The sequence below is a fragment of the Pseudomonas sp. genome (genome assembly GCF_048269965.1).
Classification (GTDB): Bacteria; Pseudomonadota; Gammaproteobacteria; order Pseudomonadales; family Pseudomonadaceae; genus Aquipseudomonas.
In genome coordinates, this window is the sequence record NZ_JBLWTV010000006.1 from 189,231 (window position 1) to 205,597 (window position 16,367).

At 58.3% G+C, this 16,367-nt stretch carries 12 protein-coding genes and 1 pseudogene; 7 read left to right on the forward strand and 6 right to left on the reverse strand.

Annotation, left to right across the window (positions count from 1 at the left end):
- Positions 1-2 precede the first annotated feature (2 nt).
- Both ACN0X6_RS09645 and ACN0X6_RS09650 read left to right on the forward strand, forming a co-directional pair.
- Positions 3-1,067, forward strand: coding sequence for an FUSC family protein (locus tag ACN0X6_RS09645; protein WP_417703505.1), 1,065 nt, complete (start codon positions 3-5; stop codon positions 1,065-1,067).
- Between the two features lie 70 nt (positions 1,068-1,137).
- On the forward strand, positions 1,138-4,089 hold the full coding sequence (locus tag ACN0X6_RS09650) for an HD domain-containing phosphohydrolase (RefSeq protein ID WP_417703507.1): 2,952 nt from the start codon (positions 1,138-1,140) through the stop codon (positions 4,087-4,089).
- Between the two features lie 101 nt (positions 4,090-4,190).
- Here ACN0X6_RS09650 and ACN0X6_RS09655 read toward each other — a convergent pair whose 3' ends face one another.
- Positions 4,191-4,532, reverse strand: a complete 342-nt coding sequence (locus ACN0X6_RS09655) for a YggL family protein (RefSeq protein ID WP_045735171.1) — start codon at positions 4,530-4,532, stop codon at positions 4,191-4,193.
- Positions 4,533-4,780: 248 nt separating this feature from the next.
- Here ACN0X6_RS09655 and dacB point away from each other — a divergent pair, with 248 nt between their 5' ends.
- Positions 4,781-6,217, forward strand: a complete 1,437-nt coding sequence (gene dacB / locus ACN0X6_RS09660; protein ID WP_417703509.1) for a D-alanyl-D-alanine carboxypeptidase/D-alanyl-D-alanine-endopeptidase — start codon at positions 4,781-4,783, stop codon at positions 6,215-6,217.
- A gap of 111 nt (positions 6,218-6,328) precedes the next feature.
- On the opposite strand, the gene rlmKL is transcribed toward dacB, so the two are convergent.
- Positions 6,329-8,509, reverse strand: coding sequence for a bifunctional 23S rRNA (guanine(2069)-N(7))-methyltransferase RlmK/23S rRNA (guanine(2445)-N(2))-methyltransferase RlmL (gene rlmKL / locus ACN0X6_RS09665; RefSeq protein ID WP_417703511.1), 2,181 nt, complete (start codon positions 8,507-8,509; stop codon positions 6,329-6,331).
- A 416-nt stretch (positions 8,510-8,925) separates the two neighbouring features.
- Here rlmKL and rmf point away from each other — a divergent pair, with 416 nt between their 5' ends.
- Complete coding sequence (gene rmf / locus ACN0X6_RS09670; protein ID WP_003244273.1) at positions 8,926-9,141, forward strand: ribosome modulation factor; 216 nt, start codon at positions 8,926-8,928, stop codon at positions 9,139-9,141.
- An 80-nt stretch (positions 9,142-9,221) separates the two neighbouring features.
- Here the strand turns inward: rmf and ACN0X6_RS09675 are convergent, their stop codons facing one another.
- Both ACN0X6_RS09675 and ACN0X6_RS09680 read right to left on the reverse strand, forming a co-directional pair.
- Positions 9,222-10,244: a quinone-dependent dihydroorotate dehydrogenase gene (locus ACN0X6_RS09675; protein WP_417703514.1), complete on the reverse strand. Its 1,023-nt coding sequence runs from the start codon at positions 10,242-10,244 to the stop codon at positions 9,222-9,224.
- A gap of 86 nt (positions 10,245-10,330) precedes the next feature.
- Positions 10,331-10,552, reverse strand: coding sequence for a DUF2835 domain-containing protein (locus tag ACN0X6_RS09680; protein ID WP_072425434.1), 222 nt, complete (start codon positions 10,550-10,552; stop codon positions 10,331-10,333).
- Between the two features lie 144 nt (positions 10,553-10,696).
- Here ACN0X6_RS09680 and ACN0X6_RS09685 point away from each other — a divergent pair, with 144 nt between their 5' ends.
- Positions 10,697-11,578: a DUF6685 family protein gene (locus tag ACN0X6_RS09685; RefSeq protein WP_417703516.1), complete on the forward strand. Its 882-nt coding sequence runs from the start codon at positions 10,697-10,699 to the stop codon at positions 11,576-11,578.
- A gap of 13 nt (positions 11,579-11,591) precedes the next feature.
- Here ACN0X6_RS09685 and recX read toward each other — a convergent pair whose 3' ends face one another.
- Positions 11,592-12,053 carry a recombination regulator RecX gene (recX, locus tag ACN0X6_RS09690; RefSeq protein ID WP_417703518.1) on the reverse strand — a complete coding sequence of 154 codons (462 nt, stop codon included), beginning with the start codon at positions 12,051-12,053 and terminating at the stop codon, positions 11,592-11,594.
- An 11-nt stretch (positions 12,054-12,064) separates the two neighbouring features.
- Positions 12,065-12,616: pseudogene (locus ACN0X6_RS09695) on the reverse strand (DNA recombination/repair protein RecA); the annotation flags it as partial.
- 266 nt (positions 12,617-12,882) lie between these two features.
- Here ACN0X6_RS09695 and ACN0X6_RS09700 point away from each other — a divergent pair.
- Together ACN0X6_RS09700 and ACN0X6_RS09705 are read left to right on the forward strand one after the other, a co-directional pair.
- On the forward strand, positions 12,883-14,511 hold the full coding sequence (locus tag ACN0X6_RS09700; protein WP_417703520.1) for a hypothetical protein: 1,629 nt from the start codon (positions 12,883-12,885) through the stop codon (positions 14,509-14,511).
- The gene (locus ACN0X6_RS09705) at positions 14,504-16,366 is read left to right on the forward strand and encodes a hypothetical protein (protein ID WP_417703521.1); all 1,863 of its coding nucleotides are present in this window, start codon (positions 14,504-14,506) and stop codon (positions 16,364-16,366) included. Before ACN0X6_RS09700 ends, ACN0X6_RS09705 begins: the two co-directional genes overlap by 8 nt.
- The last annotated feature ends 1 nt before the right edge of the window (position 16,367 follow it).

Here is a 16,367-nt window from a genome sequence, read left to right on the forward strand (position 1 = left end):
GCATGAAGAACCTGATTCGCAACAGTTTCACCTGGCATGCCGGCCCGCCGGCCTGGGGCCCGGCCGTGGTCGCCGGGCTGGGCTGTGCCTTGCCGCTGGTGCTGGGCCTGTTCACCGCTCACAGTGGTTTTCTCTGGGCCTCGGCTGGCGCCTTTCAGGCCGCCCAGGCAAATCCGCTGCACCGTTTCGGCATGCTGCGCATGCTGCTGCTCACCGGTCTTGGTGCCTGCAGCGCCGGCCTGGGTTTCTGGGCCGCCAGTCACCCACTGATCAGCCTGGGCATTTTCGCTGCCTTCGGCCTGCTGCTGGCCTGGCTGCAACGCTTCGGCAGCGAAGCCGGCAAGCTGGGCATCGGTCTGTGCATCTGCCTGTGCCTCGGCCAGGGACAATTCGGCATCGGCAACCTGCACAACCCCTATGCGGTGGCCATGCTGTTCATTCTCGGCGGACTCTGGGTCATGCTGCTGGCCTTCGGCCTGCGTGGCCTGCATGGCCTGCGCATGTGGCCGTACATGCCGCGCTTCCTGGCCATTCTCAAAGTACTCAAGCGCCACGCGCAGCGCCTGCCTCGCCAGCAATGGCGCCTGCATGCCCTGGCCTGCATGCTGGCGTTTGCCGCATCAGGGCTGATCGTCAATCTGGCCGGCCTGTCACGTGGTTACTGGCTGACGCTGACAGTCATCACCACGCTACAGCTGGAATTCCAGGGCAGCCTGGTGCGAGCGCTGCAGGCGAGCCTGGCCAGCCTCGCTGCCGCCGGCTTGCTGATCCTCTTCGGCCACAGCCTGCAAAGCCCGGCCACGATGGTCATGACCTTGCTGGTGCTGGTGATTCTCAGCCGTGCGCTGCAGGCCAATCACTACGGCTTGTTCGTGCTGCAGACCAGCCTGTGCTTCGTGCTCCTGGCCGAGAGCCTGGCACAGGACTGGCACCTGGCGCAGGTACGCCTGCTCAACGCGCTGATCGGCGTGGCCTTGAGCCTGACCGTGGCTCTGCTGGTGCACGGCCTGCGCCTGCAACTGAACAAACCGAGCAAGGCCGAGGACAGTTCTCGGCAGCCTTTATAGCGTTTAGGCAGATTCGTCCACTCTTCACTATGCTGTTCAAGCCTGCAGCGCCCGCAAGGAGTGAAGTGCGATGCCCAATACCGCTGTTCGCAGAGAACGCCGTTTCCCTCTGCACGTTCATATCAGTGTCTTGTTCACACTTCTGCTGCTTTTAACCGGTGTCGTGCTGGGGTTGTTCAATTACCAGCAGACCAGCCGGCTGATCTTCTCCAGCAGTTCGACACTTTTCGAGCGCATCCAGCACGACGTCCAGAGAGATCTGGACAATACCTATCGCCCCATACGCCACCTGCTCAGCCTGCTGGCGCTGCATCCGGCCACCGAGGCCGACACGCTCGATGAACGCCTGGAAATGCTGCCACTGTTCGTTCAGGCCCTGCGCGACAACCCCAAACTGGCCTCGATCTATCTCGGCTATGAGGATGGCGACTTCTTCATGGTCAGACCGCTGCGCAGCGACATGCTCAAGCAGCGCTTCGACGCGCCGGACAAAGCAGCCTATCAGGTCTGGGCCATCGACCGGAGCAGCGCCGGGACCGACAGCGATTACCTGTTCTATGACGGCTCGCTGAACCAGCTCAGCCGCCGGCAGAAACTCAGCGAGCCTTACGATCCCCGGCAGCGCGACTGGTTCAAGCGCGCGCGCGGCGATGGCGGGCAGATCACCACTGCGCCCTATCTGTTCTTCTCCACCCAGGAAATCGGCACCACGTTGGCCAGGCGCAGCGGCCTGACCACCGTGATCGGCGCCGACCTGACGCTCGATGATCTCTCGGCCACCCTGGCCAGCCACCGCGTCACCCCCAACAGTCAGGTGGTACTCGCCGACAACGACGGCAACGCCGTGGCCTACCCGGACAGCAACCGTCTGCTCAAGGAAGTCGATGGCAAGGCATCGCTGGTCACCGTCCGCGAACTCAATCCGGCCCTGGGTGAACTGCTGTCCGGCCAACTGAACGAACGGGACGAGGGCATCGTCGAACTGGCCAAGCAGCGCTGGGCCATGGCTCACCGGCACCTTCAGGAGGGTGGCCCGCAGGGGTTGCATCTGGCCCTGCTGGTGCCCGAGCAAGAGCTGCTGGCCGAGGCCTATCGCATCCGCTGGCAGGGCGCGCTGATCACGCTCACCACCCTGCTGCTGTGCCTGCCACTGGGCTGGCTGACGTCACGCCTGGTGGTCAAACCGCTGCGCAGCCTGGTGCAGGAGGCGCAGGCCATCCGCCGTTTCGACTTCGCCCATCCGGCCAGCGGCCGCTCGCCGATTCTCGAGGTCGACCAGTTGGCGGTGTCGATGAGCAGCATGAAGGACACCTTGTCGAGCTTTCTCGACATCGCTGCCAGCCTTTCGGCGGAGACCCAATTCGACGCACTGATCAAGCGCGTGATGGACGCCACCGTCTCCATCAGCGCGGCTCAGGGCGGCCTGCTCTATCTGCTGGACAACGACAGCGGCCGCCTGGAACCGCATGGGCTGGCCATCGACGGCCAGAGCCGCAGCCTCGCCGAGCTGGGCATCCAGGGACTGGCCCATGACGATCCGATCCTGCCTGCCTGGCTGCAACGTCCGGCCAGCGGCGGCGAAAGCATAGCCACCTCCATCGGCTTCGATCAGGCAGGTAAATTCCAGGGGCTCCTGTCGGCCATGGACAGTCCGCGCCTGCACCTGATCGCTGCCGGCCTGCATAACCGTCAGGGCGACACCGTTGGCGTGCTGGTCCTGTTGCAACGCGATACCGGCGAGGATAGCGAAAGCATGCTCAGCCCGGATCGCGTCGCCTTCGTCGACGCCGTCTCGGGCAGCGCGGCTCTGTGCATCGAGAGCCAACGCCTGCTGGCCAGGCAGAAGCAGTTGCTCGATGCCTTCATCCAGCTGATCGCCGGCGCCATCGACGCCAAGAGTCCCTACACCGGCGGCCACTGTCAGCGCGTACCGGAAATCACCCTGATGCTGGCTCGTGCTGCGGCCGAGAGTGACGCCCCCGAGTTTCGCGACTACAACCCCAGCGACGAGGAATGGGAGGCGCTGCATATCGCCGCCTGGCTGCACGACTGCGGCAAGGTCACCACTCCCGAGTACGTGGTGGACAAGGCGACCAAGCTGGAAACCCTGTACGACCGCATCCACGAAGTGCGCATGCGCTTCGAGGTACTCAAGCGCGATGCCTGGGTCGCCTATTGGCGTGGTCGTGCCGAAGGGGCTGAAGAAAGCGCACTGGCGGCGCTGCGCGACCAGCTGCTGAGCGATCTGGACGATGAGTTCACCTTCATCGCGCGCATCAATCTGGGTGGCGAGGCCATGGCCGATGACGACCAGAACCGCCTCAAGCAGATCGCCGAACGACGCTGGCTACGCACACTGGACAATCGCCTGGGGGTTTCCTGGGAAGAAGCCAAGCGCCTGGAACACTCGCCCCCCAGCAGCCTGCCGGTGGAGGAGCCGCTGCTCGCTGACCGCCTCGACCATCTGATCGAGCGCGTCGACCAGGAGGTGATCGCGCCAGACAATCGCTGGGGCTTCAAGCTGGAAGTGCCGCAATACAAGTTCAACCGTGGCGAACTGCACAACCTGAGCATCGCCCGCGGCACGCTGACGGCCGAAGAGCGCTACATCATCAATCATCACATCGTGCAGACCATCCTGATGCTCGACCGCCTGCCCTTCCCCAAGCACCTGCAGAACGTCAGCGAGATCGCCGGTGGGCACCACGAGAAGATGGACGGCAGTGGCTATCCCAAACGCCTGACGCGCGAACAGATGAGCCTGCCGGCACGCATGATGGCGATCGCCGATATCTTCGAAGCCCTGACGGCGGTGGATCGCCCCTACAAGAAGGGCAAGACGCTGTCGGAGGCACTGAACATCATGGTCGGCATGTGCAAGGGCGCGCACATCGACCCGCAACTGTTCGCTCTGTTCATCCGCGCAGGCATCTACCGGCGCTACGCCGAGCGCTTCATGCAGGCAGAGCAGATCGATCAGGTGGACGAGCAGGTGCTGCTGGAAAAGGCGGGAGCGCTGTAGGGTGCGCTCCACGCAGCGAGCTTCGGCATCAGGTCAACCGCTGGGTGCGCGCGGCGCCCTACCTGATGACTGGCGCCAGAGAACCCGGCGCCGAGTAGCGATCAAGCCTGGTTGATCGGGTTTTCCGGGTACCAGACGTCCTGCAACGGGCTGAGCTCGAACTTTTCCAGTTCGTCACGGCCTTTCAGCCAGGCCTCGACGGCAGCGCGCTGCTCCTCGTTGACCGAGCCACGCTTGGCCAGGCAGACCAGACCGAAGTCTTCACCACCTACGTAATCCAGACCATTGCCGGCAATGGCCTGATCGAGGAACTGATCGACGAAATCGTCGAGGGTCTGGTCGCTCAAGTCGGCCTTGAAGTTCAGGGTCAGCTCGAAGCCCAGCTCCTGAAATTCATCGACACAGAGCTTCTTGCGCAGACGGCGGGAACGGTTGGTCGCCATGAAACAATCCTCAAAGGTAATAACGCGCGGCACTCTAGCAGTTTCGCCGGCAGAGCGCCCGCTTTGTGTCGTCTTAGCGCACCTTCGAACATGTTGAACGCCAGCTGTTTGCCGTGACTGTTTTTAACCCGGCCGAGCCGACTGCAAGCAGATTCTTGCGGCATAATGCCGGCAACTTTTCCCCGAGTCGGACTGTCGTTTGTCTGTCTCCCTCGTTACTCCCGCCTGACAGCGGAAGGTTCTCGTCGATGATCCAGCGGTTTCGCCAACTGGCGCTGAGCGCCCTGCTTCTCCCCCTCGCCCTGTCCTGCCATGCTGCCAGCAGCGCACTCCCTGCCAAGGTCGAACAGGCACTGAAAGCCAACAAGATTTCCAACGACTCGCTGTCGGTGATGACCGTACCTCTGGGCGGCCAGACTGGCGGCCTGCAGTTCAATGCCGATGTCTCGGTCAACCCGGCCTCCACCATGAAGCTGTTGACCACCTACGCAGCATTGGAATTGCTGGGGCCCAACCATCAGTGGAAGACCGAGTTCTATGCCGATGGTCCGCTCAAGGATGGCGTGCTGCATGGCAACCTCTACCTCAAGGGTGGCGGCGACCCGAAACTGAACATGGAAAAACTCTGGCTGCTGTTGCGCGATCTGCGCATCAACGGCGTGCGCCAGGTTCAGGGCGATCTGGTGCTCGATCGCAGCTTCTTCGTGGCCCCGCAGTTGCCGGCATTCAACGACGATGGTGGCGACGCCAACAAACCCTTCCTGGTCAAACCCGACTCCCTGCTGGTCAACCTCAAGGCGCAACGCTTCATCACACGCGCCGAAGGCGGCGAGGTGAGCATCGCCATGGACCCGCCCATCGCGGCGATCCGTATAGACAATCAGGTTCGCCTGCTCAAGGCCGCAACCTGCCCGGCATGGCCTGACATCCGCTACGACGCGGTGGACCAGTTCGACGGCACGACCCTGATCGTCAGCGGCCAACTGGCTGAAGGCTGCAGTGCGCAGACCTACCTGTCGTTGCTCGACCACCCTAGCTATGCAGCAGGCGCAGTGCGCGGTATCTGGCAGGAGTTGGGCGGCAAGATTCTCGGCAAGGACCGTCTGGGCCCCGTACCGGAAGACGCCCGTATGCTGGTGCGCGCCTTCTCCCCGGATGTGGTGGAAATCGTCCGCGACATCAACAAGTACAGCAACAACACCATGGCTCGGCAGCTGTTTCTCAGCATCGGCGCACAGTACCGCACCGAAGCCGACAAGGACGACGCCATGGCTGCGCAGCGCGTCATTCGCAGCTGGCTAGCCCGCAAGGGCATCACTGCACCGCATCTGGTGATGGAGAACGGCTCCGGCCTGTCACGTGCCGAACGCATCAGCGCACGGGAAATGGCGCTGATACTCCAGGCAGCCTGGCGCAGCCCTTATGCAGCCGAATTCCGTAGCTCGATGCCGCTGGTGGCGATGGATGGCACCATGCGTCGCCGCCTGCAGCGCACGCCGCTGGTAGGCGAGGCGCACATCAAGACCGGCACCCTGAACAACGTGCGCGCCATTGCCGGCTTCAGCCGCGACAGCAATGGCCAGGACTGGGCCGTGGTGGCCATCCTCAACGACCCGAAACCCTGGGGCGCCACCTCGATTCTCGACCAGGTGCTGCTGGAAACCTACAAGCAGCCCAAACGCTGAATATTTGTGGGAGGGCCGTAGGGTGGATGACGCTTTACCCATCCACCGGCGATGAACTCATGGTGGATGAAAAGAGCATCATCCACCCTACGCTGGCCCGACAACCTCAGTCTAGCGCGCACTGAAACGCCAGGCGCGGTGGATCTTCGGGTTGCGGATGAAGTCCGGGTCCAGCGTCTGTGCACTGATTTCTTCGACCTGGTAGCGCGCCACCAGGCTCTCATCCAGCTGGAACTTGCGGAAGTTGTTGGAGAAATACAGCACACCGCCACGGGCCAGCCGCGCCATGGCCAGGTCGAGCAGTTCGACATGATCACGCTGCACATCGAACACGCCTTCCATGCGCTTGGAGTTGGAGAAAGTCGGCGGGTCGATGAAGATCAGCTCGTACTCACCGCGATCCTCTGCCAACCAGGCCATCACGTCGCCCTGCTCCAGACGGTGCTTGTCGGAAAAACCGTTGAGCGCGAGATTGCGCCGCGCCCAGTCCAGGTAGGTTTTCGACAGATCCACGCTGGTGGTGCTGCGCGCGCCGCCCTTGGCTGCATGCACGGTGGCCGTGGCGGTGTAACAGAACAGGTTGAGGAAGCGCTTGCCCGCGGCCTCGCGCTGCAGACGCAGGCGCAACGGACGGTGATCGAGGAACAGTCCGGTATCCAGATAGTCGGTGAGGTTGACCAGCAGCTTGACCCCGCCCTCGCTCACCTCCATGAACTCGCCCTGCGCAGCCTGACGCTGATACTGCTTGGTGCCAGCCTGGCGCTCACGACGCTTGATCACCACGCGGCTCTGCGCCACGCCCAGCGCCTGTGGAATCGCGGCCAAGGCATCGAGAAGTCGCGCCTGGGCCTTGTCCGGGTCGACCGAACGCGGCGCGGCATATTCCTGGACGTGTACGTAGTCGCGGTACAGATCGACCGCCACGGCATACTCGGGCATGTCGGCGTCGTACAACCGGTAGCACTCGACGCCTTCGCGGCGCGCCCACTTGCCCAGCCGCTTGAGGTTCTTCTGCAGGCGGTTGGCGAACATCTGTCCGCCTTCGGACAGACGCGCCTGCTGTGGTGCTTCGCTCACCGGTTGTTGATCGTCCTCGCGCGCACGCCGCTCACCGGTAACGAACTGCTCGGTCTGCACCTTGATCAACAACAACTTGCAAGGCAGTGCGCCGTTCCAGAACGCATACTGCTTGTGGCTGCGCAAACCCATGCGCTTGCCCAGTTCGGGCGCGCCTGTGAATACCGCTGCCTCCCAGCCCAGGCAGGCCTGGCGCAGACGCTCACCTAGGTTCTGGTAGAGGTACAGCAAGCTGGCTTCGTCACCCAGGCGTTCGCCGTATGGCGGGTTGCTGATCACCAGTCCCTTCTGATTCTGGTCCGGGCGCGGCTCGAAACTGCCCAGCTCGCCCTGATAGATCTTCACCCAGTCCGACAGGCCGGCGCGCTCGACGTTATTGCGCCCAGGCTGAATAAGGCGCGGGTCAGCTTCATAGCCACGAATCCACAGCGGCGGCTTGGCCAATCCTGCCACAGCGCGCTGCTCAGCCTCGGCATGCAGCTTCCTCCAGATTGCCGGCACATGGCCCAGCCAATTGGAGAAACCCCAGCGCTCGCGCTTGAGGTTGGGCGCGATGTCGGCAGCCATCAGCGCCGCCTCCACCAGGAAGGTACCCACGCCACACATAGGGTCGGCCAATGCGCCACCCTCAGCAGCAATGCGCGGCCAACCGGCACGAATCAGGATCGCGGCAGCCAGGTTCTCTTTCAGCGGTGCGGCGCCTTGCTGCAGGCGGTAACCACGCTGGTGCAGGCTGTGCCCGGAAAGGTCCAGGGAAAGCACTGCCTCACCGCGATCCAGACGCAAGTGCACGCGCAGGTCCGGGTTGAGCTTGTCGATGCTGGGACGCTCGCCACCGGCCGTCCGCAACCGGTCGACAATCGCATCCTTGACCTTGAGTGCGCCAAAGTGAGTGTTGTCGATCCCCGAACCATTGCCACTGAACTCCACCGCCAGGCTGCCGGACGGCTCCAGATGGTCGCGCCAGTCCACTGCCTGCACACCATCATAAAGCTCGTCGGCGTTGTTCATGGCAAAGCGCGACAGCACCAGCAACACGCGGTTGGCCAGGCGCGACCACAGGCACAGTCGGTAGGCCACCTCGATTTCGGCATGACCACGCACCGCGGCCGTTTGCTCGCGCGCCTCTTCCAGCCCCAGCGCCTTGGCCTCTTCCAGCAACAGGCCCTCGAGCCCCTTGGGGCAGGTCAGCACGATTTCGTAACGATCAGACATGGATGTTCCACTGCCTATGGCAATCAGGGAGGTGCAGCGGCGCACCTCGACTCAAAATAAGTGACAAAAGGTCACAGCGCGACCCTTCGTCGGAATAAGTAAGCACTCTCATTTGCACTAGCAAAATGACGGCATCAGCATGCACAGCCAGATACGACGGCGTCTGGCTTAAAAATGCTGGACGTATCTCCAGCGTCCTTATGGCCTCACCCGCATTTAGGTTACGCCCTTATGACAAATCGATCATTCACAGGCCCCGGTGCATTCGTTAGAACACTACCTAAGGCTTTCGCTGCAACGGCGCAGGCACAGAAAGTTCGCCACGCCGGCAGCGGACTTTCGTAGGCAGAAGATTTCTGCCCGGCCTTGTCACAAGGCCAACGGGACATAACAGTCAACAGTGAGGGCAACACCCTATGAGAAGACTTAAGCGTGATCCGTTAGAAAGAGCTTTTTTGCGCGGCTATCAATACGGCATCAATGGTAAATCCCGCGAACTCTGCCCCTTTACCCTACCTTCGGTTCGTCAAGCCTGGCTCAATGGCTGGCGTGAAGGCCGTGGCGACAACTGGGATGGGCTGACCGGCACCGCCGGTATTCATCGACTCAACGAACTTCACGCTGTCGGCTGATCAGGATCACACCCGACTTCACCATGCCGACCCCCTCCGGGCGGCGGGCGCAAGCCCAGGGGCTCCTTCGGGAGCCCTATTTATTTGTGCAGCGCGGCAATCGCATCCACCGCCTCGCGAATCAGCGCCGGCCCCTTGTAGATGAACCCCGAATAGATCTGGACCAGGCTCGCACCCGCCGCGATCTTCTCGGCCGCATGCTTGCCCTCGGTAATACCGCCAACGGCAATGATCGGCAGACGCCCCGACAGCTCACCCGCCAGCACCTTGACGATATGCGTGCTCTTGTCGCGTACCGGAGCGCCCGACAAGCCGCCGGCTTCATCTCCATGGGCCAGCCCTTCGACCCCCTCCCGGCTGAGCGTGGTATTGGTGGCGATCACCGCATCCATATCGGCACCCAGCAGCGCTGATGCCACCAGCACGGTCTCTTCATCACTCATGTCCGGGGCGATCTTGATCGCCAGCGGCACGCGCTTGCCATGCTCCTGGGTCAGGTCTTCCTGACGACGACGCAGCGCCTCGAGCAACTCTTTCAACGAGTCGCCGAACTGCAGACTGCGCAGCCCGGGCGTGTTGGGCGAGCTGACGTTGACAGTGACGTAACTGGCATGGGCATACACCTTGTCCAGGCAAGCCAGGTAATCGTCCACCGCCCGCTCGACTGGCGTATCGAAGTTCTTGCCGATATTGATGCCCAGCACACCCTTGAATTTCGCAGCCTTGACCCGTTCCAGCAGATGATCGACGCCATGGTTGTTGAAACCCATGCGGTTGATCACCGCCTCGGCCTCCGGCAGACGAAACAGTCGCGGTTTGGGGTTACCCGGCTGCGGACGCGGGGTAACGGTGCCGATCTCGACGAAACCGAAGCCGAGCTGGGCAAAACCGTCGATGGCATCGCCGTTCTTGTCCAGCCCTGCCGCCAGACCGACCGGATTGGCGAACTGCAACCCCATCACGCTTACCGGCAGGCTGGTCGGCGCCTTGGTCAGCAGGCCGTTGAGCCCCAGTCGGCCACCTGCACCGATCAGATCGATGGACAGCTCATGGGACGTTTCCGGGGACAGTTTGAACAGCAGCTCGCGGGCCAGGGAGTACATGATCAGGCTCAGCTCGACAGGTAGAGGATTGGCAGCCGGCGATTATAGCCGCGCAGGCGCCATCGGCGCGAGGCAAGCGCGCCAGATCAGTCCAAAGGGCGTAAACTCAGCAGTTCGCCGGAGCTACTGAATTCCAGTACGAAGGAACCAAAGATACCGGCGTGAGTCAGATACGGCCGCAGATGGTGAGCCGGCAAACTGACGCGGCGCCCGTCCCGGCTTTGCGCCATAATCCGGTTGGCCTGGCCACGATAGATGGCCTGCAATCGTTCGGCCGATAACGCAATATCCAGCACCAAGCTGGGCATGGAGGCATCCTCGCAAATGAATGCGGCTATTTTGCCACAGACCTGCAACGCGACAGGCACTCCCGCGTCGCGCTACGCTATATGGGCAATAGCCATCCGCGTCTGCCACACTGCAGCAGACGCCTCAGGAGCGATCTGCCGGCCATGAGCCTGTCCGAATCCTCAACACTCAGCAGCCGCCTGGCCGCCCTGGCTCAGCGCATGGGCCTGCTCGGCCGCAGCTCACGGCAGATATTCGCCAGGGCCAGTGCCCTGCGCCTGCCATTCAAACCGTTGCCTGCAGCGGTCGAAAGCATTGGCTGGCATGACGGCCCGCAATTGCAGCTTCTGCTCAACCTGCCTCGTGGCGCGCTCTCCGGCCCGGTGCAGGAAGACAAAGCCCACGCACATTCAGCGCTGACTCAAGTAGTGGAAGCCCAAACGCAGCAACTGCAGGCGTTCGACCTGCGCCTGATCGATGGCTTCGCCTGCCGTTGTCCGGCGCCAGGCTACGCGAGCTTCGAAGACTACGCGGCGAGCGAACACTGCAAGCAGGTGCGCATCATCAGCTACAAGGATTTCGTCAAAACCATCAGTCAGGCGTTGCCGCGCTTTCTCGCCGGCGAACCGATCGAGCTGCGTCAGGCCAACTGGCGCGGCTCGCGCACCTTCTGGTCAGGGGAAATGCACGGTGAAGCTTTCGCTGGAGCCATCGCCTATGCGCGCAGGCGCGAACTGGAAGTGCTGCTGCCAGCCAACCTGGTTCGCTATCGCTTGAATGAGGCGGGCCTGGACAACCTGCAACAGCGCTATCACGTACTGGCCATGCCAGAAGCGGCCTGGAGCGATCCCAGCTTCATGGGGCTGCTGCTGGACAACGGCATCCCCTATGCACGCCTGTCGCTACTGAAGAAAGCCGGCACCCCGGAGTTCCTCCTCCTGCCCAAAGAACATCAGGAAGCCACTGCGCTTGGCGAAGGATTGCGTCTGGCCGGCGCACCAGACGTACCGAACCATCTACGTCAGCTGGCCGTCCAGCCAGCCTGAACAGACTGACGAGCTATTCGTCGCAACCACGCAACAGACGCCCAATCATATCCAGCGAATAACCACGGTAGGCCAGGAACCGGCCTTGCTGAGCACGCTCACGAGCGTCCCCCGGAAGGCGACCGGCAAACTTGCGTTGCCAGGTTTCACGCAACTGCTCGAACCAGTCGATACCACTCTCACGCAGCGCCTGATCGACATCGCCACGCGCGAGTCCACGCTGGCCAAGCTCCTCGCGAATACGCAGCGGACCGTAACCCGCACGCGCCCGATAGGCAACGAAGCTCTCCAGATAGCGGGTCTCGGATAGCAAGCCCTCCTCTGACAGCCGCTGCAAGGCCGCGTCGATCAAGTCCTCGGGGGCGCCACGCTTGCGCAACTTGCGCACAAGCTCGACGCGTCCATGTTCACGTCGCGCCAGCAGATCCATGGCCGCCCGCCTGACGGCGAGCGGGTTATCCAGCACCACGGTCATGCTCTGAAGACTTAGAAGTCGACTTCGGCATCAGCCAGATCGGCAGCCGGCGCCTTGGCGGGAGCACTGCTGACCAGCAACTTCTCGCGAATCAGACCTTCGATCTCGCGCGCCACTTCCTGGTTGTCTTCCAGGTACTTGGCCGCATTGGCCTTGCCCTGACCGATCTTGTTGCCCTTGTAGCTGTACCAGGCACCCGACTTCTCGACCAGGCCCTGCTGCACGCCGAGATCGATGATCTCGCCATTACGGTAGATGCCCTTGCCATAGAGGATCTGGAACTCGGCCTGACGGAACGGTGGCGCGACCTTGTTCTTGACGATCTTCACGCGGGTTTCGCTACCCACGACCTCCTCGCCTTCCTTCACTGCGCCAGTACGACGGATGTCCAGGCGAACCGAGGCGTAGAACTTCAGTGCGTTACCACCGGTGGTGGTTTCCGGGCTGCCGAACATCACGCCGATCTTCATGCGAATCTGGTTGATGAAGATCACCAGACAGTTGGCGTTCTTGATGTTGCCGGTGATCTTGCGCAGCGCCTGGCTCATCAGGCGTGCCTGGAGTGGAAGCAGTACGGATTTGGGTTCATATAGGCTGGCGCCTGAGAAACCAACACGTTGCAAAGCCATACTGTTCATACACTTTACCCTTACGGAAGCCCTATCCCTGACTACACTGTCTATCTGAACCAATTTCAGGTAGGAAAGCGATGAGCAGGATGCGGGAAGATTTGGTCGATAGTATCAGGGCTTGCTGCCCTGAGGACATCCTAATCTGGGTAGAAAAGCATCCTCCGAAGCGCCGGGCGCCCCTCATCCGCGTTTTTTTCATGATCGCTCACGAACTTGATCCAGAGTGGTATCGGAACCCTGTGGCAATCACCAATGCTTGCCGCCAATTTCTCTCTCATCGACGCAGTGCAATATCCGAAATTACAGGCAAGCCAATCAAAGAAGTCACCGTCATCTCTGACTACACCGCCGTTCGTTATTACTTGAATAGGCTTCAAAAAGCCAAAAAGCTACCTAGCAATGCGCTGATCCTACCAGTCCCAAACTCGACAGACGTATTCTCAGAAAAAGAATGCAACATTCTTGGCTATCTGACCTTGGAACATGCCATTCAAGCGAATTCAATGGAAAACGCTCTTAACGAGATTGCCCATCAAATCGAAAAACATAGAACTGTCATTCTCTCCAAATGCAAGCGCATTGTAGCAGAGGGTTATGCACGGTTTTTGGAAGTTCCAGGCATGATTCGCAGAAGCGATGTGGCTGCCATCCGACTCACAAAAGACAACCTAGATCCTAACCTGAGAGGATCTCGCTCTGGTCAACATATAAGCTTTTTCTCACCATCACATCCAAATGGCTTCAGCAACTCTATTGCGTACCTAGCCACAGAACAAGACGGGCTATTTACACGCAAATCTTTCCCTGGCGCGCACCACATTTATTCCTGGTCTACTACGAAAATAAAATCCTACCTAGGAATTACCGAAGAGTTTGCTGTGGCGGCCATGTGCATCATTATTGACGAACTCGGGATAAATGTTTTCGACTTAGCAAATGCCCAAGTCAAGAAAACAAAAGATGGTCAATTTGTCACCATCCGGGAAGATGGCGGCATAACTATCACTACCCTTAAACCTCGGGCTAACAAGTTAATTGAGCGCCACGCACCAAAAGCTACGGACGAGATTGAAGTCGATGCAGAAAGTATAGACGCTCATACTGCGCTATGGATGCTATTGCAAATGAGAACCCAGCACTCCAAAGCCTTGAATTCCAACTATCTTTTCGTCATGGATGGTTCTAGCCCCACTCGCCACGGGGATGAACACCTCTACCGTATCTTAGACACGAGACGTAAAAATACTTTCAAAGCAATCATTGATTCGCTGCCTTCATGGGTAGCTGAAGCTGAACCAACCATGCCTAAAATTAGGGTTTCACGGGGACTGCTGAAATGGATTGAGAGTGGTGGAGACACTTTGGAAACGACCATTTACCTAGGAAATTCCCTGTTAACTGCCCTGAGAAATTACATCCCACCTTCAATTCAAGAATTTGTTTACCGAAAGAGAATACGTGACCATCAAAAAATTCAACTACTAATAGCAGAAGATATCTCAAACCCCTCCCCCCGCATTAAGAATAGTAATTACGAGCGCGCCAAGATGCAGTTTATCGAGGCCGTGAAATTTTTAAGAACCAACAGCCGCCACACGACAACTCACAAGCCAGGTCAAGTATTCTGTTTCCTTTGCTCACCAGAAGCAATTGAGTTGATAGTCTCTTACGCGACATATGGGACAAAACAAGAGCTCATCTCGACCTGCAAGAAAATCATCACAAAAATCCAAGACGAAGGCAGTCGAAAGATGATCAAGCTACTGGCGGATGCTACTCCGACACCAATGAACTTTGAGCTTCTTGAGGTACACGCAAATGAATAATGAAAAGATCAAGAATAGCTCTCCATCTACAGCAACCTCTCAAGCGATCCTTCCTAGTTGGATCCACCCCAACTCCTCAAATATGAAGTGGTATCTTCCTCGCACCGGCACCAAGGTTACAATTTCGGAAGATCCGAACAGCAGTCGCTATGTGAAGCTTAGCTTTGACTACCAGCTATTTGATGGGTCATCCACATCAGATCTGATATGGAATTTATTTGTCAGAGATTTACAATCATCAGCGATAGCTCTCATCGAAAGCTCAAAATCAAAACGACCGCGCGCATTAGTAGACTTTGTTAGAACGGCCTTTGAAATTGCCGACCATGTGTATGAGGCCAGACACCGCTTAAATCAGCCCCCTAAAATCGTCACCCTAGCCGATATCACCTTGGAAGACATAAAGACCTTCCTAGAAGCTCACGACCTCACGTTCATGGGCATAAATGCCCTAAATCTCGACACGCAGTTAGGGCCTACTCCAAGAGGCCGCAAAAACATTTTATCCTACATTTCAGGAACGCACATACCACCCATAACACAAAAGATTTTAATCCAAAAACTTAAAAACAACAGGTCTGACATCTGTCGGGAATTCACCTGTACGCATTCAGCAAATGAAGAGAATGAAGAGGACACACTCAGTATCTCCACAATCCAAAACAAATGCACTAACTTAACCTACCTACACTCCACTAAAGAATATCAATTTCACCCCTTTAAGGTTGGAGTGCACGAAATCTCGGATGCACTTAACAGTATGACCGGCAGATTTGTCGAGAAAAACCAAACCCCACTGATGCCTACAAATATTGCATTCCACTACATCAGCAATGCGATTGTTTTTCATCGCAATTATGCGCCACATATCCGAGCCTACATAAAGCAACTGGACAACTATTACAACAGAGAAATCATAGAAAAATATGCCACAAGCACAATTAGATCAAATGTGCACACCTTCAAGAGGCAAACCTTTGAGGCTGTACCAATCCCCAAGGCACTACAACATCTAAACATTAAAACATATGGTAAGTGCGGCAGCAACAGAGGTGGTATTTATTGCAACTCGATTATGCGCGATCACATCTCCACCGATGAACTAATTGATTTTTACGCTATCACAACACGCATCCTTATCCATACCTTTTCAGCTTGCCGAGTATTGAGTACCGCCTTGCTCGACGCTGACTGTCTTACAATTTCAAAACTGGATGGCTTATGGGATCTGAAACTTAAAATCCCGAAAGCCAGTAACAGCCATGAGCTTGAAATTATAAAGCGCCCAATACCTAAAGTCATTTGGGAATTCATTAACGAGTACATAGAGTTTATGGCGGATCGCCACCCAGGCATGACCTCCATCTGGCCCTCCAGCTCATTCAAAGGAAAAGATCGCAGTGAAATGACTCTACTAAAAAAACTGGACCAATACTCCGATTGGATTCAAGTACCTAAGATAGGCGAAACTAGATGGTATGCACGACCTCATCAGTTCAGGCGTTTCTTCGCCGCCTTTTTCTTTTACCTAAGCGGCAGTACAGAAATTGAACCATTGCGCTGGATGATGGGGCACATTGAACCTAACGTGACCCTTTACTACGCCAATATCGCGAACCAGCCCGGTTGGGAGCGAGAAACCTTAGAATTCTTAATAGACTACTTGGAGGGGCATGTAGACAAAAACGTATTAGTCGACGAAGATCTGCAAGAAAATTTTGCTGAGTGTGAGCTTGAAATCAAACTTGGCGACCACGCCTTACTATCTGAACACCTCCAAGAACTGGCAAACCATCGCGAAATAAGAATCCAAATCATCAACAACAAAAAAATCTTTGTCTACGCGAGTAAATAAT